The sequence below is a fragment of the Oleiharenicola lentus genome (assembly GCF_051660365.1).
GTDB classification, from domain to species: domain Bacteria; phylum Verrucomicrobiota; class Verrucomicrobiia; order Opitutales; family Opitutaceae; genus Lacunisphaera; species Lacunisphaera lenta_A.
On record NZ_JBOZXB010000001.1, the window covers coordinates 521,320 to 546,026 of the forward strand.

Genomic DNA, 24,707 nt, shown 5'->3' on the forward strand with positions numbered 1-24,707 from the left:
ACTTTAAATTTCCATGGCTCTCGCAAAAATCACCTCCGTCACCGGCCGCGCGGTCAACGTCCCCGGCAATGACATCGACACCGACCGCATCATCCCGGCGCGCTTCATGAAGTGCGTCACCTTCGATGGTCTCGGCGAATTCGTTTTCTTCGACGTCCGTCACGATCCGCAGGGCAAAAAAATCGATCACCCGATCGATCGCCCCGAACACAAGGGCGCAACGATCCTCCTGTCCGGCGCCAACTTCGGCTGCGGCTCTTCCCGCGAACACGCGCCACAAGCGATCTCGAAAGCCGGCTTCGAAGCCGTCATCGCGGAAAACTTCGCCGAGATTTTCTTCGGCAACTCCACCACGCTCGGCATGCCTTGCGTGACCGCGAGCCGCGAAGACATCGCCAAGATCGCCGCTTTTGCCACCGCGAATCCGCAACAGGAAATCACCCTCGACCTCGAAAAACTCGAAGTCCGTTTCGCCGGCCAAAGCGTGAAAATCGCGCAGCGCGAAAGCGCCCGCGACGCTCTCGTTAACGGCCGCTGGGACGCCATCGGCGAGCTCATCGACGGCATTCCGTCCGTGAAGGACACCGCCAAGAAGCTCCCTTATCTCGTCGCATAAAACGGCGGATATCCTCCTTCCGGCAAAGCGCGCTGCCTGGCGCGCTTTTTTTATCGTCGGAGAATTCCCGAAGCGAACCTCAGGAACTCTGACCGGAACGGCGGGTGAGTTCACGCGTCGCATGAGCATCACACGCCATGCAACGCACTACTCTCGCGGTTTTTTGCGATCGATTCGCACCCCTCGTCACCCGACTGGCGATTGCGTTGATTTACGGATGGTTCGGACTGCTCAAACTTTTCGGCGTAAGTCCGGCGGAAGAGCTCATCCGGCAGACCTTTAGTTTCCTTCCGGGCGGCGCGGTCATTCTGGCACTCGGTGCGTGGGAAGTCGTGATTGCAGTGCTGCTCCTGTTTCCCCGCACGGTGTGGATCGCACTGCTTTTTCTCATCCTGCATCTGCCCGGCACGTTTCTCTCCTACTTCACCGCGACCGAACTGTGTTTCACGGGTCCTTTTGTTTTCACCGATCTGGGTGAATTCATTTTGAAAAACCTCATGGTCATCGGAGCCGTGCTTTTTCTCGCATCGGTCTACGCCCCCGGCGCCCGGACGCACGCGCATGATTCGACGCGCGCCTGATTCCGGTCATGAAATCGCCCACTACGACCTCACGCACTTGGCCCGAATTGCCGCGCTTTGTCGCTTACGTGGCGGTGACGCTGGCGCTCAGCAGTTTATTTGTCCTCGCCTGGGGCTTGCGCGAAATCCTGCTGCTGACCTTTGGCGCGATTGTCTTTGCCGCAATCATTCGCGCGGTGGCCCAACCCGTCATCAAGCGTTTCCCGGAACGCGAAAAACTCGCGGTATTCGGAGCGATTCTTGCCCTGCTGGCTGGATTGAGTGGGCTGTTCTGGCTCTTCGGGCACCAAATTGCCGAGCAGATGCGCGGTTTCATGGATCGACTGCCGGAGGCGATCAATGCCGCCAAGGCGTGGCTGGAACAACATGCGGCCGGGCGGCTCGTCATGGAAAAAATCCGCAGCTCACACGCAGTCACCAGCAACATGGACAACCTGAGCAAAGTCGCTGCGGTGACGTTGGAATCGCTCGGCCACCTGTTGCTGATGTTGGTCGTCGCCATCTACCTCGCGCTCACGCCGCGCCTTTACGTCAGCGGCTTCGCGCGGCTGTTTCCCCTGACGCAGCGCCAGAAAATTCACGACGCCTTCGAGGCTTCAGGCGATTCGTTGCAAAAATGGCTGCTCGGGCAACTCATCTCGATGCTCACCATCGGCACGCTTACGACGCTCGGCCTGGCGGTGGTCGGCTGCCCGGTGCCTCTCGCCTTGGGCATTCTGGCCGGCCTGCTCACTTTCGTTCCAGTCGTCGGGTTCATCATTTCGTTCGTGCCGACTGTGTTGATTGCCCTCAGCGAAAGCCCGCAAGTCGCGCTCTATGCGATCATCGTGTTTTTAATTGTGCAGCAACTCGAAGAACAACTCGTCCTGCCGCTCGCGCAAAAATGGGCCGCCAAACTTCCTCCGGCCCTCGGCTTGATCGCGCTCGCCGCTTCCGGCGCGTTGTTCGGCCTGCCCGGATTGATCTTCGGGTGTCCGCTGACGGTCGTGATTATGTGCCTCGTTAAAAAACTCTACCTGGAGAATGGCCTTGAGCGAAAGGCTCGTTCCTCGGCGGAAAACTAACGGCGCGGTCGGTCTTTCAGGAATACCCCAAGCTTTTCCTAGGGAGCACCGCTCAGTCGTGCGCCTGGGCCTACTACTCAGGTAGTAGATGCCTCGCTCGCGCCTTGCCGGTCTGATCGCGCGTCTCACGGTGGCGGCCTCACGTCGGCCAATTCCCCTCCGGCGCAATTGTTGATCGCTCTTCACAACCTACCTATGAATCGCTCCCTCCCCTTCCTTCGCACGCGCGGTTTCGCCGCGTTGCTCGCGCTCGGTGTGCTCGCGCCCCAGTCCGTTTGGGCTCACGGCACCTTGATCGCCCCGAAAAGCCGCGTTTATCGCATCTACGAACACAACGTCGAAAATCCCACCGCTCCTTGGGCGAAAGCCGCGTTGGCCATCAGCACCAAGAACGCTTTCTATACCTGGAACCAAGTCTCGCAAAACATCCCAAGCTATAACCACCGCCAGGCGGTGCCAGATGGTCACCTCGCGAGCGGCGGCAATCCGATTTATTTCGGCATCGATCTTGTGCGTCCCGACTGGCCGGCCACGCCGGTCGCGTCGGGTAATTACCAATTGTTGTTCAACGCCACCGCGCCGCACGAGCCGAGCTTCATCGATCTCTACATCACGAAGGCCGACTACGATCCGTCGCAAACGCTCACGTGGGATCGCATGGAAAAGATCGGCTCGAAAGTTCCCTATTGGAAAGAGTCCTACAATTACTGGCGCATCAACGTCACGCTCCCGCCGCGCACGGGCAAACACGTCTTGTGGATGGTGTGGCAACGCATCGATCCGGTCGGCGAAGCCTTCTTCGTCGCGAGCGACCTCGTGTTCGATGGTTCCGTGACGGAAAACGTAATCGTGCCGACGCCGGACAACACGCCGCCGTCGCCCCCGAATCCGGTCGATCCGGTCGACGTGACTTACACCCCGCCGAGCCCCGTCCAAGCCCAAGTCGGCGACGTGCGCGTCAATTTCTCCTCCGATGAAGCCTGGGCCGGCGGCTATCGCGCCAAGATCACCGTGACCAACCTCGGCACCAAACCGCTCGAGCAGTGGAAGGTGAATTTCAAAGGCAACTTCATCGTCACCACGATTTGGGAGGCACGTTACCTGTGCGTCGCCGCCGCGGCCCACAGCGTCGCGCATCCCGCCTGGGCTCCGAACCTCGCGCCCGGCGCGAGCGCGAGTTTCGGTTTTGTGGTCTCCGGCCCGCTTGCGGCGCCCACCGATTTCGGCATCGAAGGCATCACGGTCGTCGTGCCCGAAAATCCGCCGTCCTCCCCCACGCTCAAAACCGAACTCAAATTCGATTCCGTCTGGGGCTCGGGGTTCACCGGCACGCTTCGCCTGACCAACACCGGCAAAACTGCCGTCGAAGGCTGGTCCCTGGCCTTCGAAGCCCCGTTCAAAATCGGCAGCGTGTGGAACGGCAGCCTCGTTTCCTCCAACGGCGCTTACGTGATCACGGCCGCCAGCTGGAACCAGCGCATCGAACCCGGCAAGTCGATCGACGTCGGTTTCAGCGCCACCGGCCCTGCGAAACAAATCGCCGACATCCTCGTCCGCACCGGCAAGTAATTTACCGTTCTCCTTTTCTTTCCGGGTTACGGTAATGGTTCCGGAATAGAACAAAGCGCGTGAGCCTGCGCGAGGGATTCAACCCCCTCGCGCAGCATTCGTTTAACCCTTTCGCTTCAACTGATGTTTTTAGTGCGTCATCGTCCTCATGTTCGTGATTGAGCGATTGCGCCATCGCCTCCCTACGGGGAGGTTTTCGTGCGTTTGATTCCCGCCTCTCCACTTCTTCGCGCGCCGCGCCAGCCTGCCGGCTTGATGGTCGCCGTCTTATTCTTCGCCGCGCTATGCGCTCACGCGGCGCCTCCCTCGCTTTCGATCGACCAGGAACTCGCGGAAGCAGGCTCGCCGGCGCTGCAGGTATTTTTGCCGGAAGACTACCAAAGCCATGAACAAGCGTTCATGAGCGTCGCCGACTCGCGCGGCATTATTCACGTCGGCAGTTTCCGCTACGTCCTGAGTCACGACGGCGTGAACTGGCAACGCATTCCCATCGCGCAAACCACCTTCGTTCGCGCCCTCACGCTCGCTCCCGACGGCCGCATCTACGTCGGCGGCACCGACGAACTCGGCTACCTCGACGAGAGCCAGCTGGGCCAAAAAACCTTTGTTTCACTCCGCGAAAAATTGCCCGCCGAGCACCGCCAATTCGGCGCGGTGTGGACGGTGCTCGCGAATCGCGACGGGGTTTATTTCGCCGCCGGTCAACGGCTCTTCCGCTGGCACGAGGGCCGTTTCGAAGTCTGGAGCGATCCCGTCCCGACAGTGTTTCAACGGATCGCGAAAGTCGGCGACGCGATTTACCTGCACACGGCCGGACAGCCGTTGCGACGTATCGACGGCGGCGTGCTCACCGACATCAGCGCGGATCCGCAACTCGTGCCGCAACACTTGATGGGCCTGCTCAGCCTGGCCAACGGCAACCTGCTCTACGCCTCGCGCAATCAAGCGCTCTGGGAAATCGATCCGCAAGGCCGGGCCACCCCGTGGAAAACCGACGCGGACGAATTCCTGCGCCGCGAAGCGGTGCAACAGGCGCTGCGTTTACCCGACGACTCCCTGCTTCTCGCGACGCGCAACGCCGGTCTCATCCAACTCGACGCGCGCGGCCGATTCATTCGACGCATCGATATCGCCGACGGCCTGCCGAGCCGCGCAGCGCGCCTCGGAGCGTTCGACGTGACCGGCGCGCTCTGGCTCGGCACTAATAATGGGATCGTGCGCATGGCGTTCGGCAGCGAAAAAACAGTATTCCGCACCGGCCGCGGTTACGAAGGCGCGCTCATCACGCAAATCGTGCGTCACCGCGGACAGATTCACGTCGCGACCGTCGGCGGCGTCATGAAATTAATTCCACCCAATCCCGTCACGCTCACCAATGCGCATTTGGAATCGGTGCCGGGGTTATCTTCACCGGCTTTCGCGCTCGCGAGCACCCCGCAAGGCCTGCTGGTCGGCGCCGATTCGCAACTGAGTCTGCTGCCGGATGCAGCCACGCAAGCGTCCGTGATCGACACCGGTCCGACGGTGTTGGATCTCGCCGTTTCCAAGGCTGAGCCTGGCGTCGTGTGGGGCGCGCGCGGCAGTGGCGGCGGGCTCGTGCGCATCGCGCACGCGGACAACCGCTGGCAAGTGCAGGGACTCTACGGCGGCGTCGGCGGAAATCTCCACAGCCTCGGCGAAGACAGCGTGGGCGACGTGTGGGCCGCGACTTCGTTGCGCGGCGTGTGGCGCGTGCAATTTGCCGCGGCTCTCCCCGGTCAGGCGCGAGCGGTTAAAAACGTGACGTCGTTCGGCGCCGATAATCCGTTCCCCGGTCCGCTGGGGCCGCTGTGGGTGGACGTGCGGCACGGCGAACCGATTTTTTTTATTGGCGATACGCGTTGGCGTTTTGACCGCGCCAGCGAGGTTCCCGTAAAAATGCCCGCGTTCGAACCTGGCTCGCTGCAAGCGTTGGAAGCCGCCGACGATCTGCACTGGCACGAAAATGAGGTGTTGTGGACGAGCGCGAGCACGCAGCTCGTGCGCACGCGGTTGGATCGTTTGCAGGCGTTTCCGGCTCCACGCGCATTCGTGAGTGCGGTGACACCCTTGAGCGGCCAAGCGTGGCCGGAAAAAAATATTCTCGCGGCGGGTCGCCATGATCTCGCGTTCGATTTCACCGCGCAACCGACGCGCAAAGCCGCCCGGATTCAAACGCGATTGCTCGGTTACGATGCCGACTGGACCGAGGCTGGCGAACAACGTCGGCGCGTTTACACCAATCTGCCTGCGGGGAATTACACGTTCGCGGTGCGGGCTGCCGATGGCGATGGCCCGGCTGGCGCGGCGGCGGAGTTTTCGTTCGAAATTAAATTGCCGTGGTGGCGCACCCTCGCCGCGCAACTCATCGGCGGCGTGCTGCTCGGAGCGGCGGTCTTCGGTTTCATTCACTGGCGCAGCGTGGCTTTGCGTCGGCGCAACGCCCAGTTGAGCGCGATGGTGACGGAGCGCACGACGGAGTTGAGCGAGGCCCGCGACGCCGCCGACGCCGCCAACCGCGCGAAGAGTGCGTTTCTCGCCAACATGAGCCACGAGCTCCGCACGCCGTTGAACGGCATCCTCGGCTACGCGCAAATTCTCCGCCGCGATCATGAATTACCGGAGCGTCAGCGCGCCTCGGCGACGATCATCGCGAACAGCGGCGAATATTTACTCGGCCTGATCAACGACGTGCTCGACCTCGCCAAAGTCGAGGCCGGTCAGCTCACGTTGCGTGAAACCGATTGCGACCTGCGGCGCATCGTCACCGACGCAGTCAATTTGATCCGCCCCCGTGCCGACGCGAAAAATTTGTGGTTCAGCACCACGATCGATGCCGACGTTCCCCTCGCGGTGAAAACCGATCCGCAAAAACTCCGCCAGATTCTGCTCAACCTGCTCGGCAATGCCGTGAAATTCACCGAGCGCGGCGGCGTGCATTTGTTCGTCAAGCGCCTGAGCCCGAAACGCGTCGCCTTTACCGTCGAGGATTCCGGTCGTGGCATCGCCCGCGAACACGTGCCGCAACTTTTCCAGCGCTTCGCTTCAAGCGAATCCGCGACGCAAGGCACCGGCCTCGGCCTCGCGCTCAGTCAGCGTTTCGCGGAACTGTTGGGCGGAAAAATTTCCGTTCAAAGCGAACCCGGCAACGGCAGCCGCTTCACGCTCAAGCTGCCGCTGGCTTCGCTGGAAAACTCGGTCGCGCCCGCGCTGCCGGGCGGCGACATCGCCGGCTACGAAGGCCCCGTGCGTCGCGTCGTGATCATCGATGACGACGCCACCAATCGCGCGTTGCTTTCGACGCTGCTGAGCGCCGTGGGGTTCGCGGTTGCTGAAGCGTCCGACGGTCCGGAAGGACTCGCGACGCTCGCAGATTCGCCCGCAGATCTCGTGTTACTCGACCTGCGTTTTCAAAGCGGCCCGGATGGGCGGGAGATCGCACGGGAAATTCGCGCGCGTTACGGCGGCGCGGCGCCACGCATTATCGCGGTTTCTGCCAGCGCGTTTCCCTCGACGCAGCGCGAAGCGTTGGAGTCGGGTTGCGATCGCTTTTTGTCCAAGCCGATCCTCGAACCGCAACTGTGGGCGGCCATCGGCGAAACCCTCAAACTCACGTGGCGGCGTGTCGACTCCGCGGGCAATCCCGTCACGGAATCATCTTCCGATCCACTCCCGGACGCGGCCGTGCAAGAACTTCGCCGCTGGATCGCCCAAGGCGACATCACCGGATTCACGCGCGCGCTGGATCAATTTAGAAAACAGTTGCCCGGACATCGCGTCCTCCTCGATCAACTCGTGGTGCTCGCCGCTTCCTATGATCTTGAACGCGCCGAAAAGTTGCTCGCGGCACACCCCCGCTCACCATGAATCCCTCCCCTATTCACGGAGCCCGCGTATTCCTGATCGACGATGTGCCGGCCAACCTCGGCGTGCTCGGCGAAGTGTTTACGCAAGCCGGCGCCAAAGTCTTTGTAGCCCAGAGCGGCGCCAGCGCTCTCGCCCGCCTTTCCACCGTGCAGCCCGATTTGATTCTGCTCGATGTCTCCATGCCGGGCATGGACGGCTTTGCCGTGTGCCGACACTTGAAAACCGAAAGCGCCTGGCGCGACACCCCGGTGATTTTTATCACCGCGCTCAACGAAGTGTCTGACCGCCTCACCGGATTTATCGCCGGCGGCGTGGACTACATTGTTAAGCCGTTTCAAACCGAGGAAGTGCTTGCGCGGGCCTCCACTCACCTGAGATTGCGCACGCTGCAACGCGAACTCGCCGCGCAAGCAGCCGCCGTGCAGGCAAAAAATGAGGAACTCGAACGCGAAATCCAGCGACGTCTCGCCACCGAACTCGCCATTCGTCGCTCGCTGGATCGCGCCGTGCTCGTCGCCGCGCGCAACGGCACGATCCGCTTCTGCAGCGACCGCGCCGCGCTCCTCTTGAAAAGTTTCTTCCCGCACTGCGCACCCGGCTGCGTGCCCGCTATCCTCCTGGCCGGCCACGCTACGCCGGGGCTTCGCGTGCAACGTTCCTCGCGCGACGACACTGACGAAATCGTCTGGATGCTCGAAGCCGCGCCGCCTCCGGCGACTCCGCAACGCCTCGAACCACTCGGCCTCACGCCGCGCGAAGCGGAAATTTTATTCTGGGTCGCCCACGGCAAAACCAACTCGGAAATTGGCATCATCCTCGGCATGGCGGAAAACACCGTGAAGAAACACGTCTATAACATCCTCCCCAAAGTCGGCGTGGAAACCCGGATCGCCGCCGCGCTCCTCGCCACGGAAACCCTCGGCCTCGTTCCGGGTTGATTCGATGCCACGCGGAAAAACTGCGCTGGCCCTGCGGAAATTATTAGCGGCGAACTTTTCCTTTCCCGCGGTTTCCCAACAGCAATGAAACCACCGCATATTTCCTGCCTCATGGTCACGTCGCTCGACGGACGCATCAAACAAGCCACCTGGGGCCTGCCAGAGGACGAGGATCTTTTCGAAGAGATCGCGAAAACGATTCCGTGGGACGCATGGATCGTCGGTCGTGTGACCATGCAAGGTTTCACTGAGACGAAACCGCGTCCCGCGCGGCGTGGTCGCTTCACGGTGCCGCCGGGAGATTTCGTCGCTGACCACGGAGCAAAGACGTTTGCCGTCGGCCTCGACGCGCACGGCAAACTAAAATTTAAAACCAATCGCGCCGACACCGAGCACATCATCAGCGTGCTCACCGAGCGCGCCACGGCGGAGCACCGCGATTACCTGCGTTCGAAAAACGTCTCTTACATTATCGGCGGCAAACGCGACATCGACCTGCATGTCGTCGTCCGCAAACTCGCAAAACTTTTCGGCATCCGGCACCTTTCCGTTCAAGGCGGCGGCAAAAATAACGGCTCGTTTCTCAAAGCGGGACTCATTGACGAACTCTACCTCGTCCTCATGCCGCTCGCCGACGGCACACTCGGCACGCCGACGCTCTTCGATGTGGAAAACGACCACCCCCGGCGCAAAGCCACGCCCTTTCTCCTCAAGTCATCCAAGACGTTGGCGAAAGGCGCCCTGCTCCTGCGCTACTCCACGAAACCCGCCAAACATTAAGGGCGTTTCGCGGTGATGTTCCACTGCACAATACGCGCACGCCCGTCGCGGCTCGGATCGCGATCGAGGATGCCGTAAGAGGCCGTATTCACCGCGAAGTGTTTCGCCGCACTGAGTGGCAAGCCGATCCAGCGCGCCGCCAGCACGCGTCCGAAATGTCCGTGGGAAAATGCGGCGATGCGCCCGGAAGATTTCGACCAGCGCGCCACCAAGCGATCCGCGCGCGCCACGATCTGCTCCGGCGATTCACCGCCCGGACATCCATCCACATAAATATCCCACGTCGGTCGCTGGGCGCGAATTTCACTCATGCGCAGACCGTCGTAATCACCATAATCCCACTCCGCGAGATCGGGCTCGGTTACTGCGTGGTCAAAGCCTGCCAGTTCAGCTGTCCGCCGCGCGCGTTGCCGCGGGCTCGTGAACACTTGGTCGAACGTCACTCCTTCCAACAACCCGTGCAGCGTGCGCGCCTCGACTTCGCCGTGTGGCGTCAACGGCAAGTCTGTCTTGCCCGTGTGTTGTCCCGTGAGTGACCACGCCGTCTCGCCGTGCCGCACATAGTAAAGTTCCATGCAGCAGTCAGGCGACAGCGCTGCGCTCAGGTCAATCCTTCGCACGCACAACCACTGATCGATTTAGATCCGACTGCAGCCCCATGCAGCGCTCGGGGATTGTCCCCACGAACTCATCTCAGTGCAGACAGTCGCATGATACCTATGAAAACTAAATCCCTCACGCTTCTTTCTGCGGGTGTCCTGGCGCTCGCATTGTCCACCTCGTTGCACGCCGGAGAACACCATGGCGATGAATTCAAAGCCATGGACACCAATAGCGACGGCAAGGTCTCGCGCGAAGAACACCTCACCTTCTCTCGCTCCATCGGCAAACTCGCTGATGGCAATAGCGATGGTTATGTGACCGCCGCCGAATGGGACGCCGCCGCCGCCAAGTCGATGCCCGGCGAGAAAATGGATCCCGCCCACACTGCGGCCCAGCTCCGCATGATGGACACCGATGGCGACGGCAAGGTCAGCAACAGCGAGAGCGACGCCTTCGCGGCGTCCATTTTCTCGAAGTCTGACACCGATAGCGACGGGCTGCTCTCAAAGTCTGAATTCAAGGCCGCTCAAAAAGAGCTAAAGAAAGCCACGAAAGAGCAGAGCGGTAATTAAACGAACCTCACTCGCGCTCACGATTGTTTCTCAAGCCCGCGTTTCAACGCGGGCTTTTTTATGATGCCGCCGAACGTTTCCCCGAGGGTAGCAAACGTTCCCTTAATGCCATTTTTTAAACTCAAGATATGGGAAAATCCCCGATACGAAATTAATCGCACCGCTCCTTCGCAGTCGGTGGAGTATGCGTAATGCGATTTTTTTTCGAGACCCACATTCGTGATAGTGTCGAAGGTGCTGGCGGGAGCGTAACCAGGTTTGTTACGCGGAAAAATTGCTGATTTCGGCCAAGCGCACCATCGATGCTGACCGCACAAACCATCTTATTGGTAGAGGACGACCCGAATGATCAGCTGTTGTTTATTCGAGCTTCTAAAAAAGCTGGCCTGACCCAACCCGTGTTCACGGCAACGGATGGCCGGCAGGCCATCAATTTTCTAACCGGCGCAGGCGACTTCACCGATCGCGAGAAATATCCCGTGCCCGCATTGGTCGTGCTGGATTTGAAACTTCCACTCGCAACAGGATTCGAAGTGCTGGCCGTGCTGCGAAACCATCCCGAGACGCAGCAACTCCCGGTCGTCATGCTCACATCGTCCGAAAACCAGAGAGACATCGAACAAGCCTACGCGTTGGGCGCGAACGGCTATCTGGTAAAGCCGCCGAGTAACGAATTGCTCACGGCGCTCGTGGTGTCTCTTAAAAACTTTTTAGCCGATCCTCACACTTACCCCCTCACGCGGCCTGATCTCCACGGGTCTGCGACACGAATAGCTTAACGAAGCGGAGCTTTAGATTTTATGAGCGAAGGAAATTCTGCGAACCAGCCTGCGTCAGCCGCCAAGCCTGCTTCCACCCTGCGCAAATCCTCGCGTCAGGGCCGAAGCTTGCTCCCGCTTTTCATCGGGTTGGCGGTGGTCATCGCGTTCTTTGTGACGAGCAGCCTCGTCGGTTACACCAAGATCCGCACGCTGCGGGATAATTCCCAAATGGTCGCGCACACCCACGTGGTGATCAAAACACTCGGGGAAATTCTTCTCCTGGCGACCGATGCCGAGACCGGCCAACGCGGCTTTTTGCTCACTGGCGAGGCGCAATACCTGGAGCCTTACACGTTGGCTTTGGGAAAAATCGATGCGCAGGTCGAACAACTTGAGCGCTTGGTGGCCGACAATCCCGAGCAGTCAGGCAGAGTCCCGGTGATTCAGCGCCATCTCGCCGCGAAGCGCGCCGAATTGGCCGAAACCATCGAAGTGCGCCGCACCCGCGGGCTGCAAGCGGTTTTGCCCATCGTCCTTTCCGATCGCGGTAAAGTCACGATGGACGCACTGCGCCAAAGCGTGGCCGCCATGGTGGGAACTGAAGAAGCACTGCGCGCGCGCCGGTTGGCCGAAGCCAATGTCGCGTTTCAAACCGCCGTGTGGAGCACCGTATCGGTCAGCTTGGTGGGGCTCGTGCTCGCCGCCGTCATCACCTCGCTGCTGCGGCGTGCCGAACTTGCCAAACAACGTCAGGAATGGATTCAAGCAGGACAACTGCGTCTCGCCGTGCAAATGGTCGGCGACCAAAAAGTCGCGGAGCTTGCGGACAACTCGCTCCGTTTTCTCAGCGATTATCTGGGCGCACAGGCGGGCGCGATGTATATCGAGGAAGGCCGCGTCCTGCAACGCGCCGCCATTTACGCGCTGCCAACTGGAAATGCGATTCCGGAGCGCCTCACCTTGGGCGAAGGTTTGGTCGGACAGGTTGCGAAAGATGGCAAGCCGGTGGCCGTCCATGATGTCCCTGAAGGCTATCTCGCCATCGGTTCCGCGTTGGGCCACCACCGGCCGCGCCACTTGTTGATTGTTCCCGCTACGGTGGATGGCTCGGTCAACGCCGTGCTGGAGTTCGGTTTCTTTCATCAGATTCCGGACGACGCGATTGAGCTGCTGGAACGCGTCGCCGAAACGATTGGCGTCGCCGTGCGCTCCGCCCGTTTAAGAGCGCGCGTGCAGGAACTTCTCGAAGAAACGCAGACCCAAGCGGAGGAAGTGCAGGCTCAATCCGAAGAATTGCGCGTCTCGAACGAAGAGCTCGAAGAGCAAACCCGTGCCCTCAAAGAATCGCAGGCGAACTTGGAAGAGCAGCAGTCGACGCTCGAAGAAACCAACGCGCAATTGGAACAGCAGACGCGCGTTTTGGAAAACCAGAAAGAAGAACTCCACCAAGCCGGGGCCAACTTGGAAAAGCAGGCCCGCATCGTCGAACAAGCCAGCCGCTACAAATCGGAGTTCCTCGCCAACATGTCGCACGAGCTGCGCACGCCGCTGAATTCCTCACTCATTCTCGCGAAGCTCCTCGCCGACAACAAGAGCGGCAACCTCACGCCTGAGCAGATCAAATACGCGCAAACGATCCAGGCGGCGGGCAACGATTTACTTGGCCTGATCAACGAAGTGCTCGATCTCTCCAAAGTGGAGGCCGGTCGCATCGAGATCATTCCCGAAGCCGTCACGGTGGCACGGTTAACCGACACCCTTCGCTCGCTATTCGAGCAGACTGCCACGCAAAAGGGCGTGACGTTCCGCTTGGAAGTTGGCCCAAAAGTTCCGTCCACCCTCGTCACCGATGCGCAGCGCTTGGAGCAGGTGTTAAAAAATCTTTTGTCCAACGCGCTCAAATTTACGGAACGCGGCGAAGTCGCTTTCACGGTCGAACGCGCCCGCGATGGACGCATCGCCTTCTCCGTTCGTGATACCGGTATCGGCATTCCCCCGGAGCAGCAGCAGATTATCTTTGAACCGTTCCGCCAGGGCGACGGCACCACGAATCGCAAATACGGCGGCACCGGATTGGGTCTTTCCATCTCGCGCGAATTGGTGCGCCTGCTCGGTGGCGAAATCCAACTCACCAGCTCCGCCGGCAAAGGCAGCACCTTCACGATTCTGCTTCCGGAAGTTTACGACGGGCCCACCGCGCCAAGGGAAGCCAACGAATCCGCGAGTGACACTTTCGCCCCGAAAACACCCGGCGCATCGTCCCCAGCGCGCACCGCACCCGCCGTCGCGATTCGTCGCATTCCAGATGACCGCGAACGACTCAGCGGCAACGCCCGCGTCATCCTGATCGTGGAAGACGACGAGCCATTCGTGCAGATCGTCGTCGACCTCGCGCACGAGTTGCACTTCCAGGCGCTCGTCGCCACGACGGCGGACGAAGCCCTGGCGCTAGCGCGGCAATATCTGCCGAGCGCCGTGGTGTTGGATGTCGGTCTGCCAGACAACTCCGGCCTCTTCGTGCTTGAGCGCTTAAAACAGGACGCCCGCACGCGCCACATCCCCGTGCACGTCGTCTCCGCCAGCGACTACACCAACAAAGCACTCTCGATGGGCGCGATCGGTTACATGCTCAAACCGGTCAAGCGCGAGCAACTCGCCGAAGCGTTCGAAAAACTCGAGAACCGGCTCACGCAAAAACTCCAGCGCGTGCTCATCGTCGAAGACAACGAGGTGCAGATGGAGAGCCTTCAACGCCTCCTCGGCACCAACGGCGTGGAAACCGCCGGCGCCAAAACCGCCGCAGAATGCCTCGAGCAACTTAAGACCACCACCTTCGACTGCATGGTGCTCGACCTGACGCTGCCGGACGCATCGGGCTTCTCGCTACTCGAAACGCTCTCTGCCAACGACAGCTACTCGTTTCCGCCGGTGATCGTTTATACCGCACGCGAATTGAGCCAGCCGGAAGAGCAACGGCTCCGCAAATACTCGAAATCGATCATCATCAAGGGCGCGAAGTCGCCGGAACGACTCCTCGATGAAGTGACCCTCTTCCTCCATCAGGTCGTATCTGATCTGCCCGCAGAACAGCAGAACCTCCTCGCCAAGGCGCGCGGGCGCGACGAGATGCTTGCGGGACGGCACATTCTCTTGGTCGAAGACGACGTCCGCAACGTCTTCGCTTTAACCAGCCTCTTCGAGCCGCACGGGGTAAAACTCTCCATCGCGCGCAATGGTCGCGAAGCGCTGGAGTCCCTGGCCAAGAATGAGAGCGTGGATCTTGTCCTCATGGATTTGATGATGCCCGAAATGGACGGCATGACTGCCATGCGGGAAATCCGCAAACGGCCCGAGTGGAAAAAACTCCCGATCATCGCCCTCACCGCGAAAGCGATGCGCAACGACCGCGAGCAATCGCTCGAAGCCGGCGCGAACGACTACCTGGCAAAACCGATCGACGTGGAAAAACTTCTCTCGCTCGTGCGAGTCTGGATGCCGCGATGAGAAGCGCCGCGGCCAAAACCGAGGAGATCGAACTGCAGTTATTGCTGGAAGCACTCTACCAGCAATACCACTACGATTTCCGTGGCTACTCCATGGCCTCGGTCAAACGCCGCGTCACGCAGGCGCTGACGCATTTCAAATGTGCCAACATCTCCGCGCTACAGGCGAAATTGCTGCACGATCCGGGATTGTTTCCCCAACTGGTGGCTTATCTCACCGTGCAAGTGAGCGAGATGTTTCGCGACCCGGGTTACTACCGCGCACTGCGCGAGCAAGTCGTGCCGCACCTGAAAACTTATCCGTCGCTTAAAGTGTGGGTCGCCGGTTGTAGCGCGGGGGAGGAACTTTATTCGCTCGCGATTCTTTTTCGCGAGGAAGGACTCGAGAGCCGGACGATTTTCTACGCCACCGACATCAACACCGAAGCGTTGAAAAAAGCCGAGGCCGGCATCTACGACCTCGATCGCGTCTCACTCTTCACCGAGAACCATCGCAAGGCGGGCGGGAAATCCTCGTTGTCCGACTATTACACGGCCGCTTACGGCGGCGTAAAATTCGACAAGACCCTCCGAGAACGCACGGTCTTCTCCGATCACAGCCTGGTCTCGGATTCCGTCTTCGGCGAAATGCAACTGGTGACCTGCCGTAACGTGCTGATCTATTTCAACCGGGAATTGCAGGATCGCGCCGTGGGACTTTTTAAAGACTCGCTGGTGCGGCGTGGTTTTCTCGGCGTCGGCCTCAAGGAAAGCCTGCATTTCACTGCTCACTCCGGTGCCTTTACGCCGTTCGTGTCTGATCAACGCATCTACCAAAAAAAAGGCGACGCATGACCGCGGCGGCGCAACAGTCCAAAGCGTCACCTGAGCCGGCGGAATGCGTCGTGATTGGCGGATCTGCCGGTGCCATCGATGCGCTGATGAAAATTCTCCCGGCATTGCCGCGCGGTTATCCCCTGCCCGTGCTGGTCGTGGTGCACTTGCAACCGACCGAACGCAGTCTCCTCTCGGAGATTTTCAGCCAGCGCTGTGCGCTCCCGGTGAAAGAAGCCGAGGACAAGGAACCGATTATCGCCGGCACCATTTATTTCGCTCCACCCGATTACCACTTGCTGGTGGAAGCGGATCACACGCTGTCGCTCTCCAGCGACGAGCCGATTTATTTTTCCCGGCCCGCGATCGATGTCCTGTTCGAATCTGCCGCCGACGCTTATGGGAGCGCGTTGCGCGCGGTCATTCTCACCGGCGCCAGCAGCGATGGCGCCGCCGGGCTGCGCACGGTGCAACGTTTAGGGGGACTCGGTTTCGTGCAACGCCCCGACACCGCCGAAGCGACGATGATGCCGCAGAGCGCACTCGACGCATGCCCGTCCGCCCAATCACTCAAGTTGCCCCAAATCGCCAGCGTGCTCGCCGTGCTGCCCGGAACCCTTTCTTTGTCGTGAGCACTTTGTCCACTCCCCGCCCAATCAAGTTTCTCCTCGTCGACGATCTCGAGCCAAACTTGCTTGCGCTGTCCGCGCTCCTGCAACGCGAAGGGCTCGAACTCCTGCACGCGCGCTCCGGCGACGCTGCGCTGGAGTTACTCCTCACCCACGAAGTCGCGCTGGCGATTCTCGACGTGCAAATGCCCGGCATGGATGGTTTCGAACTCGCGGAGCTGATGCGCGGCACCGAGCGCACACGCCGCGTCCCGATCATTTTTCTCACCGCCGGCGCGGTCGACACACAACGGCGTTTTCGCGGCTACGAGCTCGGCGCCGTGGATTTTCTCTTCAAACCGATCGAGGCGCACATCCTCCAAAGCAAAACCGGGGTGTTCTTCGAGTTGGCGAAACAACGCGAAAGTTTGCAACTCGCGCAGCAAAAACTTTCGGAACACGCCAACGACTTGGAAAAAATCGTAGCCGAGCGCACCGCCCGACTCCGTGAAACCGTCCAGGAGCTCGAAGGGTTTTCCTACAGTATCGCGCACGACATGCGCGCCCCGCTGCGCGGCATGCAAAGTTTTGCCCAGCTGCTCACGGAGGAGTATGCCGGCGTCTTGGACGACACCGGTCGTGATTATCTCCAGCGCATCAGCGGTTCAGCAAACCGGCTCGATGCGCTGATCCGCGACGTGCTGGATTACGCCAAAGTAATGCGCACGGAAGCTGCGCTGCGACCGGTCGATTTGGGGAAACTGCTCGGCGACATCCTGGCCACTTATCCCAATTTTCATTCCACCAAGGCCGAAGTCCGTGTCGTCGGAACACTCCCAGTGGTGCTCGGACAGGACGCGTTTGCCACGCAATGCCTGTCGAATGTGTTAAGCAATGCGGTGAAGTTTGTCCGGCCGGGCACAAAGCCTGCCGTGAAGATTTGGGCCGAAGATCACGACCCCGATTCCGTGCGAATCTGGATCGAGGATAACGGGATTGGTATCGCCGAGAAAGACCGCGGCCGGGTTTTCCGGATGTTCGACCGCCTCCACCCGGCCGAGCAATTTGAAGGCACCGGCATCGGCCTCACCATCGCGCGTAAAGCCGCCGAGCGCATGGGCGGAAATCTCGGGTTTGAATCGGAAGTCGATCGCGGCAGTCGCTTCTGGATCGATCTCCGAAAAACGACCGCGCTTGCAGGGTAAAGCCCGCCGCTTACCTGTCTCTTTGCGCGAGCCAGACCGAGCGATTCCCGCAAGCGGTGTCGTTTTCGACATAAGCCAACACCGCGAATCCGTTTTCTTTTAACAGCGTGCGATATTCCTCGGGCGCGAGGCTGGCGTGGTAAAGCACCTCACCTTCGAATTCGCCGATGGCTTCGCAGTCACGCGGGCCACTGGTGAAAATCAGCGCCGCGCTGGGTTGTGCGTGCGCGGCAAACACTCCAAACATTTTGCGCTGATCCGCAGCTGGCAGGTGGAAAAAACTATCCCACGCGACGAGGCCGCTAAATTTTTCAGGCAACGACAGCGTGCGCATATCGCCCACGATCCACCGCTGCGCAGGAAATCGCTGCCGACAGAAATTCACCATCGCCGCCGCAGAATCCACGCCGGTCACCGCGTGGCCGCGTTCGATGAGATAACGCGCAATCGGCTCGCCCGAACCGCAACCCAAGTCCAAGACGTTCGCATTTGCACCGGCGATTTCTCGGAAACGCTCCAGCCACGCGCGTTCCATACCGTGTTTCGCGCGCAGACGATCAAATGCCGCCGCATGGCGCTGGTAGAGCGGAATGATTTGCGAGGCGGCCGGATGCACTCCCGCTAATTTCAGCAATCATCACCTGCAGGCAAGCCATTGGATTGGGGGAATTCCCCGATACCACACTCGGTTTCCGCAGCGGGAACGCCCACGCCGAGACGGCGTCGGAAACAGCACCATGAAAAAATCCACCGCCTCCGATCGTGCCCGCATTTCCTCCCAACCCCACGAAATCGCCTACGCCGGCAAAAAGGTGCCAGGTGGCGCTGCCGCGATTCGCTCCGCCAAGAAATCCCTTGGTCGAGTCACTTCGCGCAAGAAGATCCTCGCCAAGGCGCGCAGCCTCAAAAAGCCGGCGAAACTTTCCAGCGTGCGCGACCTGCTGATCGAAGAACTCAAAGATCTCTACAGCGCGGAAAAACAATTGCTCAGGGCACTGCCAAAAATGGCGCGCGCCGCGCACGCGGTGGAATTGAAAGCCGCCTTCACGAATCACCTTTCCGAAACCCATGATCACGTGGCTCGGTTGGAAACGGCCATGGATCAACTCGCCGCCAGCCCGCGCGGCAAACATTGCGCCGCGATGGAAGGTCTCATTAAGGAAGGTGCCGAGATGATCGAAGAGGACGCGCTGCCGCACATCAAAGACCTCGGACTCATCGCCGCTGCGCAAAAAGTGGAGCACTATGAAATCGCCGGCTACGGTTGCGCACGCACGCTCGCGGATCTCATCGGCGAAAAGAAAGTCGCAGCCCTGCTCCAAGCCACGCTCGACCAGGAGGGCCAGGCCGACAAACTCCTCACGCAGATCGCGCAGGAAATCCAGCTCGTGCCCATCGAGCCCGCCACGGTGCCGACCTTGTGAGCAGCGGATAGGCTCGAGCTCAGACCACGAAGAACACGAAGTTAGCGAAGGAAGGAGAACCTCTCTCTACCTTCGGACTTCGTATTCTTTGCATCCTAGGGCTACCCTGAATTCGGGGACTTGGGTGCAAATTTGTTCCGAGAATTTTGGCTTTAGAAGTTGGAACCTGAGCTTGGCTCTTGGAGACTAAGGGCGTTCGCACCCACACCCATGAAGCTCAAAATCAACACCCGCGCTTGGATGCGCAACCTCTGCCTCGCGCTCGCCTTCACCGGCTTCACTGCCCTCGCTCAAAGTCAGAACGCAGGCACGCCGGCGGCGTCCGTCAACGCGGCGGACCTTATCACTTCGCCCGCGCCCACCAAACTTGAGGCCGAGCAAGGCGCCGGCATTCACGGTCGCCTCGCCGTCGCGCCGGAGATCGTTAGCGCCGACACGAGCGGCGACTTAATTTACACGATTACGATCGAGCCATTGTTCGGCCGAGTGGGTCTGGCCGGCGGCGAAGAAGGCGCTGATTTCTACGCCACCAAAACCTCGCGCCTCGGCTACTTCGCCTATCAACCACGTGATGATTATACCGGCGAAGATTCATTCACCTACACGGTGCGCAACGAGACCAGCGGCCTCGTTTTCAAAAACACCGTGGTGGTCACGGTGAAGCCGGCGGCTCCGATCGAGTTGGATAAATTTGTCGTGAGCGGCGACCGCGATCTCTCTCGCAATGCGCGCCCGGTCAATCTCACCACGCGCCCCAACACCGCGATTACTCAGAAAATCCCGAGCCACACCGATTTCATGGCCGAGGCGGATCGCGCCAACGTGACTGATCCCAAGATCGCGTATGTGCTGGTCGATAAATCCAAACCACAAAACGGCACGGCCAAACTTGATCGCTACACCGGTCAACTCACCTACGCCCCGAACCCGGGTTTCATCGGCGACGACGAATTTCGTTATTACACCGTGGACGAAAACAACACGCATCTCGGCGTGGAAAATACCGTCATCGTAAAGATCGAGCCCGTTCGCGACTACAAACAGGTCATTGCCGATCGCACCAAGAGCCGTGAAGTGGACCTCGTGTTTGTCATCAACAATTCGCCTTCGATGGCTCAGCACCAAACCCGCATCGCGGACAACCTGCGCCGCTTCCGTCAGCTCTTTGACGAGCGCAAACTCGATTATCGCATCGGCGTGCTGACGACGGATTTCGTGAACACGGATCAGCGTTACTTCAAAACCGTGCGTTCAGTGCAACTGGACCGCACCGGCAATCCCGTGCTTGATTCCCGCCAACGCCCGAAGCAGGCCAACAAGCAAGTCGCGAGCAACGGCACGCTCGTCACGCTCCCGGTCATGGAGCAGCCGTGGGTCACGCCGCAAACGCCCGACCGCGTGTTCGGCGAACTCGTGAAAGTCGGCACCAACGGCGACAGCAACCGCACCGCGTTCACCGCCGTGTATAACTTCGTCTCCAATTATCAAAGCAAGCAGCACACGCTCCTGCGCCCCGATGCCACGACGATCGTCGTCTATTTCATGGACGAAGAGGAAACCCGCATGGCCGTGTGGAAGGATCTAAAAAACGGCGAGCGTCAGGCCGAGTGGAATGAAAACGGCAAACTCCCCGATCTTCTCAACGAATACAACGCGCGCAATCCCGCCAAGCGCCAGACGCTCGACGGCTATATTAACTACTGGGTGCTGCGTCCCTTCATCGTCGTGAAAGGCAACAAGCGCGGAAAAATCGAGATGCACGCCGTGGTGTCACCGAAAAATATTTCGCATCGGCGCGCAGCCGAACTGACCGGCGGCACCGCGCTGAACATCGAAAGCGATTTCTCCGCGCCCCTCGCCGCGCTCGGCGACCGCATCGCCGACACCGTCGCCGTCGCCCTCGAACCCGTCGGCACCGGCGCAATCTTTTCGAAGCGCAGCCTCCGTGTTTTGGTCGATGGCCAGGAAGTGAAAGCCGACGCGGACAACGGTTACATCTACGACGAACGCACCCACAGCATCCGTTTCCAAGGCACCGCCAAGAAACAAGCCTTCGCCGCCAAGATCGAAGTCACTTACGAAGAGCACCGCTGAGCATCACTTTAAGGCGGGGTCAGTGACCCCGCCCAGGTGGAACGCGCTGATCCCAGCGCGTTTTTTTGCGCTGTCGCAAAAGCGTGTTGAGTCAACCCGCTCCACCCACCGGCTCACCGCTTCTGAATGAAAGCGGATTGCCTCCGAACTTCCTTCGGCGAAGCTTTCGCGCACTCTCCGAAGCCCATGAACACACTGCTCCGCAACGTCCTCGCCGTTATCGCCGGTTTTTTGCTCGGCTCGTTTGTCAACATGGCGCTCGTCGTCGTGGGCCCCAAAGTATTTCCGCCGCCCGCTGGACTCGACATGACGACGCCAGCAGGCTTGAAGGCCGCCATGCCGCTGCTCGAAGCGAAACATTTTCTCTTCCCGTTTCTAGCGCACGCTCTGGGCACCTTCGTCGGCGCGCTCGTCGCGTTCCTCACTGCGGGCAGCCGCAAAACCGTATTCGCGTATGTGATTGGGATTTTATTTCTCTGCGGAGGGATCGCCGCGACCACGATGATGCCCGCGCCCAAGTGGTTTATCGCAGCGGATCTCATTCTCGCCTACCTGCCGATGACCGCGCTGGCGGTGGTCGTCGGACGACTCTTCACACTCCCGTCGAACCAGAAAAATTAACGTCGTTTACTTCACGCTATGACCGCCAAAGAAGCCCTCGCCCAACTTCAGAAACTCGGTGACGAAAAACTCCGCGCGCAAAACAAGAAACGCGGCGCCGGCGACAATCAGTTCGGCGTGAAACACGGCGACATCCGCGTGCTCGCAAAGAAGATCAAGACCGACCACAAACTCGGTCTCGAACTCTGGAAAACCGGCAACGTCGAAGCGCAACACCTCGCCGCACTCATCCTCGATCCCAAAAAACTTTCCACGAAGGAACTCGAAAGCCTGGAGCGCACGGTGAGCTGGTCGTGGGTTTCTGACTGGCTCAACAACTACATCGTCGACCAACACCCCGAAAAGGAATCCGTGCGCGAAGCGTGGATGAATTCCTACAACGTCTGGCTCGCCCGCGCCGGCTGGGGCCTGACGGGCGACCGCGTCGCCGATGAGCCGGAAGGCCTCGACCTCTCCGCCCTGCTCAAGCGCATCGAAAAAGAAATGAAAACTTCCGCGCCCGAGGTGCAGTGGACGATGAATTCCACCCTCGCAAAAATCGGCATCAATCATCCTGAGCACCGTAAACGCGCCCTCGCCATCGGCGAAAAACTCGGCGTCTACCGAGACTATCCGTGCTCGAAGGGTTGCACGTCCCCCTTTGCCCCGATCTGGATTAACGCGATGGTGAAGCGGCAAAAATAACGCGAGCGTCGCTTACCGGCTATGCTTCAAAAGCGGCTGTCGGAAACTTCTACGCGAAATAAAAAGCCTCACGCCAGCGCGAGGGCCGACGTGAGGCTTGAATCAAAAACAACAGCTCACAAGTCGCGACCGAGCGCGATTTCCACCGTGTTCACGGCGATATCTTTCGCGGAAGTTTTGCGGAGACTATCGAGCGTGCGCACGACATCACCGAACTTGATTCCTTCGCGCACATAAATCGCGAGGTAAGTCGCGCCGCTTGATTTCAGAATCTTGTCGACGTAGTCGATGAGACCTTCGTCGGAAACTGGAATTTTATCGTGCGACACAAACGGCCCTTCGATCACGAGCTTCACATATTGGCTCGAGTCCATCACGACACCTTTCGCGACGCCGGGTTTAACAAACGCGATCCGGGCATGATCCGTAGCGGCATGCGCTGCGGTGCCAAGACCGAGCGCGAGAAGAAACATCATGACACGAGTTTTCATGGGGTGACTTTTTTAACTGACGTTTGCGTTGCGCCGTCGGTGCGATTGCACGCGTCGGCAGGGAAATTCGTCGCTCGATTCTCATCCGCGCCTCCCGCGAGAAGCCGCGATTTTTGCCCGTGATGAGTTGTCGTCATACCGGATCTTTTGCCCTGACAATGGCCTCGATTCGCAGATTGGCGAGTCCAGACCCGCGAACAGAAAATTTTCCAACTCTGCCGTTGAAATGTCCGGCAGGTTATTTCCGGTCTCTCAAATCCCACGCCATGGCACTCATCACTGATCACTCATCACTCTCCCCCAAATACCCCAGCCCGCCGCCGTATTACCACGGCACGCGCATCGACTTCAAAGTCGGTGATCTCATTGGTGCCGGTTACCTGACGAATTACGGAACCGGGAAGAAAGCGAACCATGTTTACTTCGCCGCCACGCTCGAAGCCGCCACTTGGGGTGCAGAACTCGCGCAAGGCGAAGGCCGCCCACGCATCTACCTCGTCGAGCCCACCGGCCCTTACACCGACGACCCGAATCTCACCGACAAAAAATTTCCCGGCAACCCCACAAAGTCCTACCGCTCGAAAGAGCCGCTCCGCATCCTCGGCGAAGTTCCCTCATGGACCGGTCACTCGCCCGAGCAGCTCAAACTCATGCACGACCACCTCGAGCGCCTGAAACAACAAGGCATCGCCGCCGTGGATGATTGAACGGTAGGGGCGGTTATCCCTAACCGCCCTCGATTGCGGATGATCCGTAGGTAGGGCCTGACCTCCGGGCAGGCCGAGTTGCTTGCGTAAACCCTCACGGCCCGTTCGGAGATCGGGCCCTACCCTCAGCGCCTCTGGCTAACCCATGTTCGCTACGCGCATCTCTCCTCCGCGCGTTTGTCATCATCTGCGAGTCGATTGTCGTGTTCGGCCAGTCACATGGCGCCTGCAAACCGCTAGAGTGTGCACGTCGCCCACGGAATTCCCCGGAGGCGCAATTTCTCACTCCCATGAAAAAAATCTGGTTCATCACAGGCAGCGCGCGTGGCTTCGGTCGCGCGATCACAGAAGCGGTTCTTGCCGCCGGTCACTCGGTCGTCGCCACCGCGCGTCGCCCGGAACAACTCGACTCCCTCGTCCAGCGCTACGGCGCCCGCATCCATCCGGTGGCCATGGACGTCACCGCGCCAGCCGAAGTCCAACGCGCGGTCGACGCCGCCGTGCAAACGTTCGGTCGCATCGACGTGGTGCTGAACAACGCCGGTTACGGCTCCACCGACGCCTTCGAAGACATCACGCCGGAATCCTTCGCGCAGCACCTCGACACCAACTTCTGGGGCGTCGTCAACGTCACGCGCGCTGTCCTCCCCGTGCTGCGCCAGCAAGGTCACGGCCACATCGTCCAAACTTCGTCGATCGCCGGCCGCCTCGCTGTGCCGGGCATGTCGGCCTACAGCGCCGCGAAATTCGCCGTCGAAGGTTTCAGTGAATCGCTCGCGCAAGAAATCAAACCGCTCGGCCTTCACCTCACGTTGATCGAGCCGGGCGGTTTCCGCACCGACTTCGCCGACGCCGCCAAAGTCTCTCCCGCGCCCTCCGCTCCTTACGCGGCCACCGTCGGCGTCATTCGTGATTATCTCACCGCCCACGCCGGTCAGGAACCGGGCGATCCACGCAAAGGCGCCGCGGTCATCTTGCAACTCGCCGAACAGGCCAACCCGCCGCTGCGTCTCCCGCTCGGCAGCGACGCCTTGGTATTCATCCGCTCGCGCTACGAAGAAAGTTTGGCCGAGTTGAATCGTCAGGAAGCCTTGATCCGCTCGACCGATTTCGACGACGCGAAAGTCTCGACCACCGGCCACGCAGTCTTGGATTCCCTGGCGCAGGCTTAACCGCTACTTCCATGGC

22 protein-coding genes are annotated in these 24,707 nt (G+C 60.1%); 19 read left to right on the plus strand and 3 right to left on the minus strand.

The window, feature by feature from the left end; translation table 11 throughout:
• Positions 1 to 13 precede the first annotated feature (13 nt).
• The 7 genes from leuD to ACRRQW_RS01885 all read left to right on the plus strand — a co-directional run bounded on the left by leuD (position 14) and on the right by ACRRQW_RS01885 (position 9,433).
• On the plus strand, positions 14 to 616 hold the full coding sequence (leuD, locus tag ACRRQW_RS01855; RefSeq protein WP_438479548.1) for a 3-isopropylmalate dehydratase small subunit: 603 nt from the start codon (positions 14 to 16) through the stop codon (positions 614 to 616).
• 137 nt (positions 617 to 753) lie between these two features.
• The gene (locus ACRRQW_RS01860) at positions 754 to 1,197 is read left to right on the plus strand and encodes a hypothetical protein (RefSeq protein WP_438479549.1); all 444 of its coding nucleotides are present in this window, start codon (positions 754 to 756) and stop codon (positions 1,195 to 1,197) included.
• 8 nt (positions 1,198 to 1,205) lie between these two features.
• Positions 1,206 to 2,261, plus strand: a complete 1,056-nt coding sequence (locus tag ACRRQW_RS01865; protein WP_438479550.1) for an AI-2E family transporter — start codon at positions 1,206 to 1,208, stop codon at positions 2,259 to 2,261.
• A 195-nt stretch (positions 2,262 to 2,456) separates the two neighbouring features.
• Positions 2,457 to 3,830, plus strand: coding sequence for a lytic polysaccharide monooxygenase (locus ACRRQW_RS01870; RefSeq protein ID WP_438479551.1), 1,374 nt, complete (start codon positions 2,457 to 2,459; stop codon positions 3,828 to 3,830).
• Between the two features lie 198 nt (positions 3,831 to 4,028).
• Complete coding sequence (locus ACRRQW_RS01875; RefSeq protein WP_438479552.1) at positions 4,029 to 7,715, plus strand: ATP-binding protein; 3,687 nt, start codon at positions 4,029 to 4,031, stop codon at positions 7,713 to 7,715.
• Positions 7,712 to 8,653 (plus strand): response regulator, encoded by a 942-nt coding sequence (locus ACRRQW_RS01880; RefSeq protein ID WP_438479553.1) that lies wholly within the window; start codon positions 7,712 to 7,714, stop codon positions 8,651 to 8,653. Before ACRRQW_RS01875 ends, ACRRQW_RS01880 begins: the two co-directional genes overlap by 4 nt.
• 84 nt (positions 8,654 to 8,737) lie before the next feature.
• The gene (locus ACRRQW_RS01885) at positions 8,738 to 9,433 is read left to right on the plus strand and encodes a dihydrofolate reductase family protein (protein ID WP_438479554.1); all 696 of its coding nucleotides are present in this window, start codon (positions 8,738 to 8,740) and stop codon (positions 9,431 to 9,433) included.
• On the opposite strand, the gene ACRRQW_RS01890 is transcribed toward ACRRQW_RS01885, so the two are convergent.
• Complete coding sequence (locus ACRRQW_RS01890) at positions 9,430 to 10,008, minus strand: histidine phosphatase family protein (protein ID WP_438479555.1); 579 nt, start codon at positions 10,006 to 10,008, stop codon at positions 9,430 to 9,432. The two genes, ACRRQW_RS01885 and ACRRQW_RS01890, sit on opposite strands and share 4 nt — an antisense overlap.
• 144 nt (positions 10,009 to 10,152) lie before the next feature.
• Between ACRRQW_RS01890 and ACRRQW_RS01895 the strand changes: the two genes are divergently transcribed.
• The 6 genes from ACRRQW_RS01895 to ACRRQW_RS01920 all read left to right on the plus strand — a co-directional run bounded on the left by ACRRQW_RS01895 (position 10,153) and on the right by ACRRQW_RS01920 (position 17,498).
• Positions 10,153 to 10,608, plus strand: coding sequence for an EF-hand domain-containing protein (locus ACRRQW_RS01895; RefSeq protein WP_438479556.1), 456 nt, complete (start codon positions 10,153 to 10,155; stop codon positions 10,606 to 10,608).
• A 302-nt stretch (positions 10,609 to 10,910) separates the two neighbouring features.
• Positions 10,911 to 11,387: a response regulator gene (locus ACRRQW_RS01900; protein ID WP_438479557.1), complete on the plus strand. Its 477-nt coding sequence runs from the start codon at positions 10,911 to 10,913 to the stop codon at positions 11,385 to 11,387.
• Positions 11,388 to 11,408: 21 nt separating this feature from the next.
• Positions 11,409 to 14,873 carry a response regulator gene (locus ACRRQW_RS01905; protein WP_438479558.1) on the plus strand — a complete coding sequence of 1,155 codons (3,465 nt, stop codon included), beginning with the start codon at positions 11,409 to 11,411 and terminating at the stop codon, positions 14,871 to 14,873.
• Positions 14,870 to 15,706 carry a CheR family methyltransferase gene (locus ACRRQW_RS01910; RefSeq protein WP_438479559.1) on the plus strand — a complete coding sequence of 279 codons (837 nt, stop codon included), beginning with the start codon at positions 14,870 to 14,872 and terminating at the stop codon, positions 15,704 to 15,706. The genes ACRRQW_RS01905 and ACRRQW_RS01910 overlap by 4 nt, the downstream gene beginning before the upstream one ends.
• Positions 15,703 to 16,317, plus strand: a complete 615-nt coding sequence (locus tag ACRRQW_RS01915; RefSeq protein ID WP_438479560.1) for a chemotaxis protein CheB — start codon at positions 15,703 to 15,705, stop codon at positions 16,315 to 16,317. Before ACRRQW_RS01910 ends, ACRRQW_RS01915 begins: the two co-directional genes overlap by 4 nt.
• Entirely contained in the window at positions 16,314 to 17,498 is a 1,185-nt protein-coding gene (locus ACRRQW_RS01920; RefSeq protein ID WP_438479561.1) for a sensor histidine kinase, read from the plus strand. The genes ACRRQW_RS01915 and ACRRQW_RS01920 overlap by 4 nt, the downstream gene beginning before the upstream one ends.
• 10 nt (positions 17,499 to 17,508) lie before the next feature.
• Here the strand turns inward: ACRRQW_RS01920 and ACRRQW_RS01925 are convergent, their stop codons facing one another.
• A complete protein-coding gene (locus ACRRQW_RS01925; RefSeq protein WP_438479562.1) occupies positions 17,509 to 18,114 on the minus strand; it encodes a class I SAM-dependent methyltransferase in 606 nt (201 codons plus the stop codon).
• Positions 18,115 to 18,235: 121 nt separating this feature from the next.
• On the opposite strand from ACRRQW_RS01925, the gene ACRRQW_RS01930 reads away from it, so the two are divergent.
• From ACRRQW_RS01930 to ACRRQW_RS01945, 4 genes are all read left to right on the plus strand, one after another.
• Entirely contained in the window at positions 18,236 to 18,922 is a 687-nt protein-coding gene (locus tag ACRRQW_RS01930; protein ID WP_438479563.1) for a ferritin-like domain-containing protein, read from the plus strand.
• 210 nt (positions 18,923 to 19,132) lie between these two features.
• Positions 19,133 to 21,016 (plus strand): Ig-like domain-containing protein, encoded by a 1,884-nt coding sequence (locus ACRRQW_RS01935; RefSeq protein ID WP_438479564.1) that lies wholly within the window; start codon positions 19,133 to 19,135, stop codon positions 21,014 to 21,016.
• 186 nt (positions 21,017 to 21,202) lie between these two features.
• Entirely contained in the window at positions 21,203 to 21,637 is a 435-nt protein-coding gene (locus tag ACRRQW_RS01940; protein ID WP_438479565.1) for a hypothetical protein, read from the plus strand.
• An 18-nt stretch (positions 21,638 to 21,655) separates the two neighbouring features.
• Positions 21,656 to 22,321, plus strand: coding sequence for a DNA alkylation repair protein (locus ACRRQW_RS01945; RefSeq protein ID WP_438479566.1), 666 nt, complete (start codon positions 21,656 to 21,658; stop codon positions 22,319 to 22,321).
• 116 nt (positions 22,322 to 22,437) lie between these two features.
• On the opposite strand, the gene ACRRQW_RS01950 is transcribed toward ACRRQW_RS01945, so the two are convergent.
• Positions 22,438 to 22,812 carry a hypothetical protein gene (locus ACRRQW_RS01950; RefSeq protein WP_438479567.1) on the minus strand — a complete coding sequence of 125 codons (375 nt, stop codon included), beginning with the start codon at positions 22,810 to 22,812 and terminating at the stop codon, positions 22,438 to 22,440.
• Between the two features lie 266 nt (positions 22,813 to 23,078).
• Here ACRRQW_RS01950 and arr point away from each other — a divergent pair, with 266 nt between their 5' ends.
• Both arr and ACRRQW_RS01960 read left to right on the plus strand, forming a co-directional pair.
• Positions 23,079 to 23,519 carry an NAD(+)--rifampin ADP-ribosyltransferase gene (gene arr / locus ACRRQW_RS01955; protein WP_438479568.1) on the plus strand — a complete coding sequence of 147 codons (441 nt, stop codon included), beginning with the start codon at positions 23,079 to 23,081 and terminating at the stop codon, positions 23,517 to 23,519.
• A 290-nt stretch (positions 23,520 to 23,809) separates the two neighbouring features.
• Positions 23,810 to 24,691 carry an SDR family NAD(P)-dependent oxidoreductase gene (locus ACRRQW_RS01960; RefSeq protein ID WP_438479569.1) on the plus strand — a complete coding sequence of 294 codons (882 nt, stop codon included), beginning with the start codon at positions 23,810 to 23,812 and terminating at the stop codon, positions 24,689 to 24,691.
• Positions 24,692 to 24,707 lie beyond the last annotated feature (16 nt).

Coding starts and splice junctions, on each gene's coding strand:
- ACRRQW_RS01895 (WP_438479556.1), top strand. CDS start 10,153: ATGAAAACTAAATCCCTCACGCTTCTTTCTGCGGGTGTCCTGGCGCTC.
- ACRRQW_RS01960 (WP_438479569.1), top strand. CDS start 23,810: ATGAAAAAAATCTGGTTCATCACAGGCAGCGCGCGTGGCTTCGGTCGC.
- ACRRQW_RS01935 (WP_438479564.1), top strand. CDS start 19,133: ATGAAGCTCAAAATCAACACCCGCGCTTGGATGCGCAACCTCTGCCTC.
- ACRRQW_RS01860 (WP_438479549.1), top strand. CDS start 754: ATGCAACGCACTACTCTCGCGGTTTTTTGCGATCGATTCGCACCCCTC.
- ACRRQW_RS01900 (WP_438479557.1), top strand. CDS start 10,911: ATGCTGACCGCACAAACCATCTTATTGGTAGAGGACGACCCGAATGAT.
- ACRRQW_RS01940 (WP_438479565.1), top strand. CDS start 21,203: ATGAACACACTGCTCCGCAACGTCCTCGCCGTTATCGCCGGTTTTTTG.
- ACRRQW_RS01865 (WP_438479550.1), top strand. CDS start 1,206: ATGAAATCGCCCACTACGACCTCACGCACTTGGCCCGAATTGCCGCGC.
- ACRRQW_RS01905 (WP_438479558.1), top strand. CDS start 11,409: ATGAGCGAAGGAAATTCTGCGAACCAGCCTGCGTCAGCCGCCAAGCCT.
- leuD (WP_438479548.1), top strand. CDS start 14: ATGGCTCTCGCAAAAATCACCTCCGTCACCGGCCGCGCGGTCAACGTC.
- ACRRQW_RS01890 (WP_438479555.1), bottom strand. CDS start 10,008: ATGGAACTTTACTATGTGCGGCACGGCGAGACGGCGTGGTCACTCACG.
- ACRRQW_RS01885 (WP_438479554.1), top strand. CDS start 8,738: ATGAAACCACCGCATATTTCCTGCCTCATGGTCACGTCGCTCGACGGA.
- ACRRQW_RS01870 (WP_438479551.1), top strand. CDS start 2,457: ATGAATCGCTCCCTCCCCTTCCTTCGCACGCGCGGTTTCGCCGCGTTG.
- ACRRQW_RS01945 (WP_438479566.1), top strand. CDS start 21,656: ATGACCGCCAAAGAAGCCCTCGCCCAACTTCAGAAACTCGGTGACGAA.
- ACRRQW_RS01880 (WP_438479553.1), top strand. CDS start 7,712: ATGAATCCCTCCCCTATTCACGGAGCCCGCGTATTCCTGATCGACGAT.
- ACRRQW_RS01915 (WP_438479560.1), top strand. CDS start 15,703: ATGACCGCGGCGGCGCAACAGTCCAAAGCGTCACCTGAGCCGGCGGAA.
- ACRRQW_RS01950 (WP_438479567.1), bottom strand. CDS start 22,812: ATGAAAACTCGTGTCATGATGTTTCTTCTCGCGCTCGGTCTTGGCACC.
- arr (WP_438479568.1), top strand. CDS start 23,079: ATGGCACTCATCACTGATCACTCATCACTCTCCCCCAAATACCCCAGC.
- ACRRQW_RS01930 (WP_438479563.1), top strand. CDS start 18,236: ATGAAAAAATCCACCGCCTCCGATCGTGCCCGCATTTCCTCCCAACCC.
- ACRRQW_RS01910 (WP_438479559.1), top strand. CDS start 14,870: ATGAGAAGCGCCGCGGCCAAAACCGAGGAGATCGAACTGCAGTTATTG.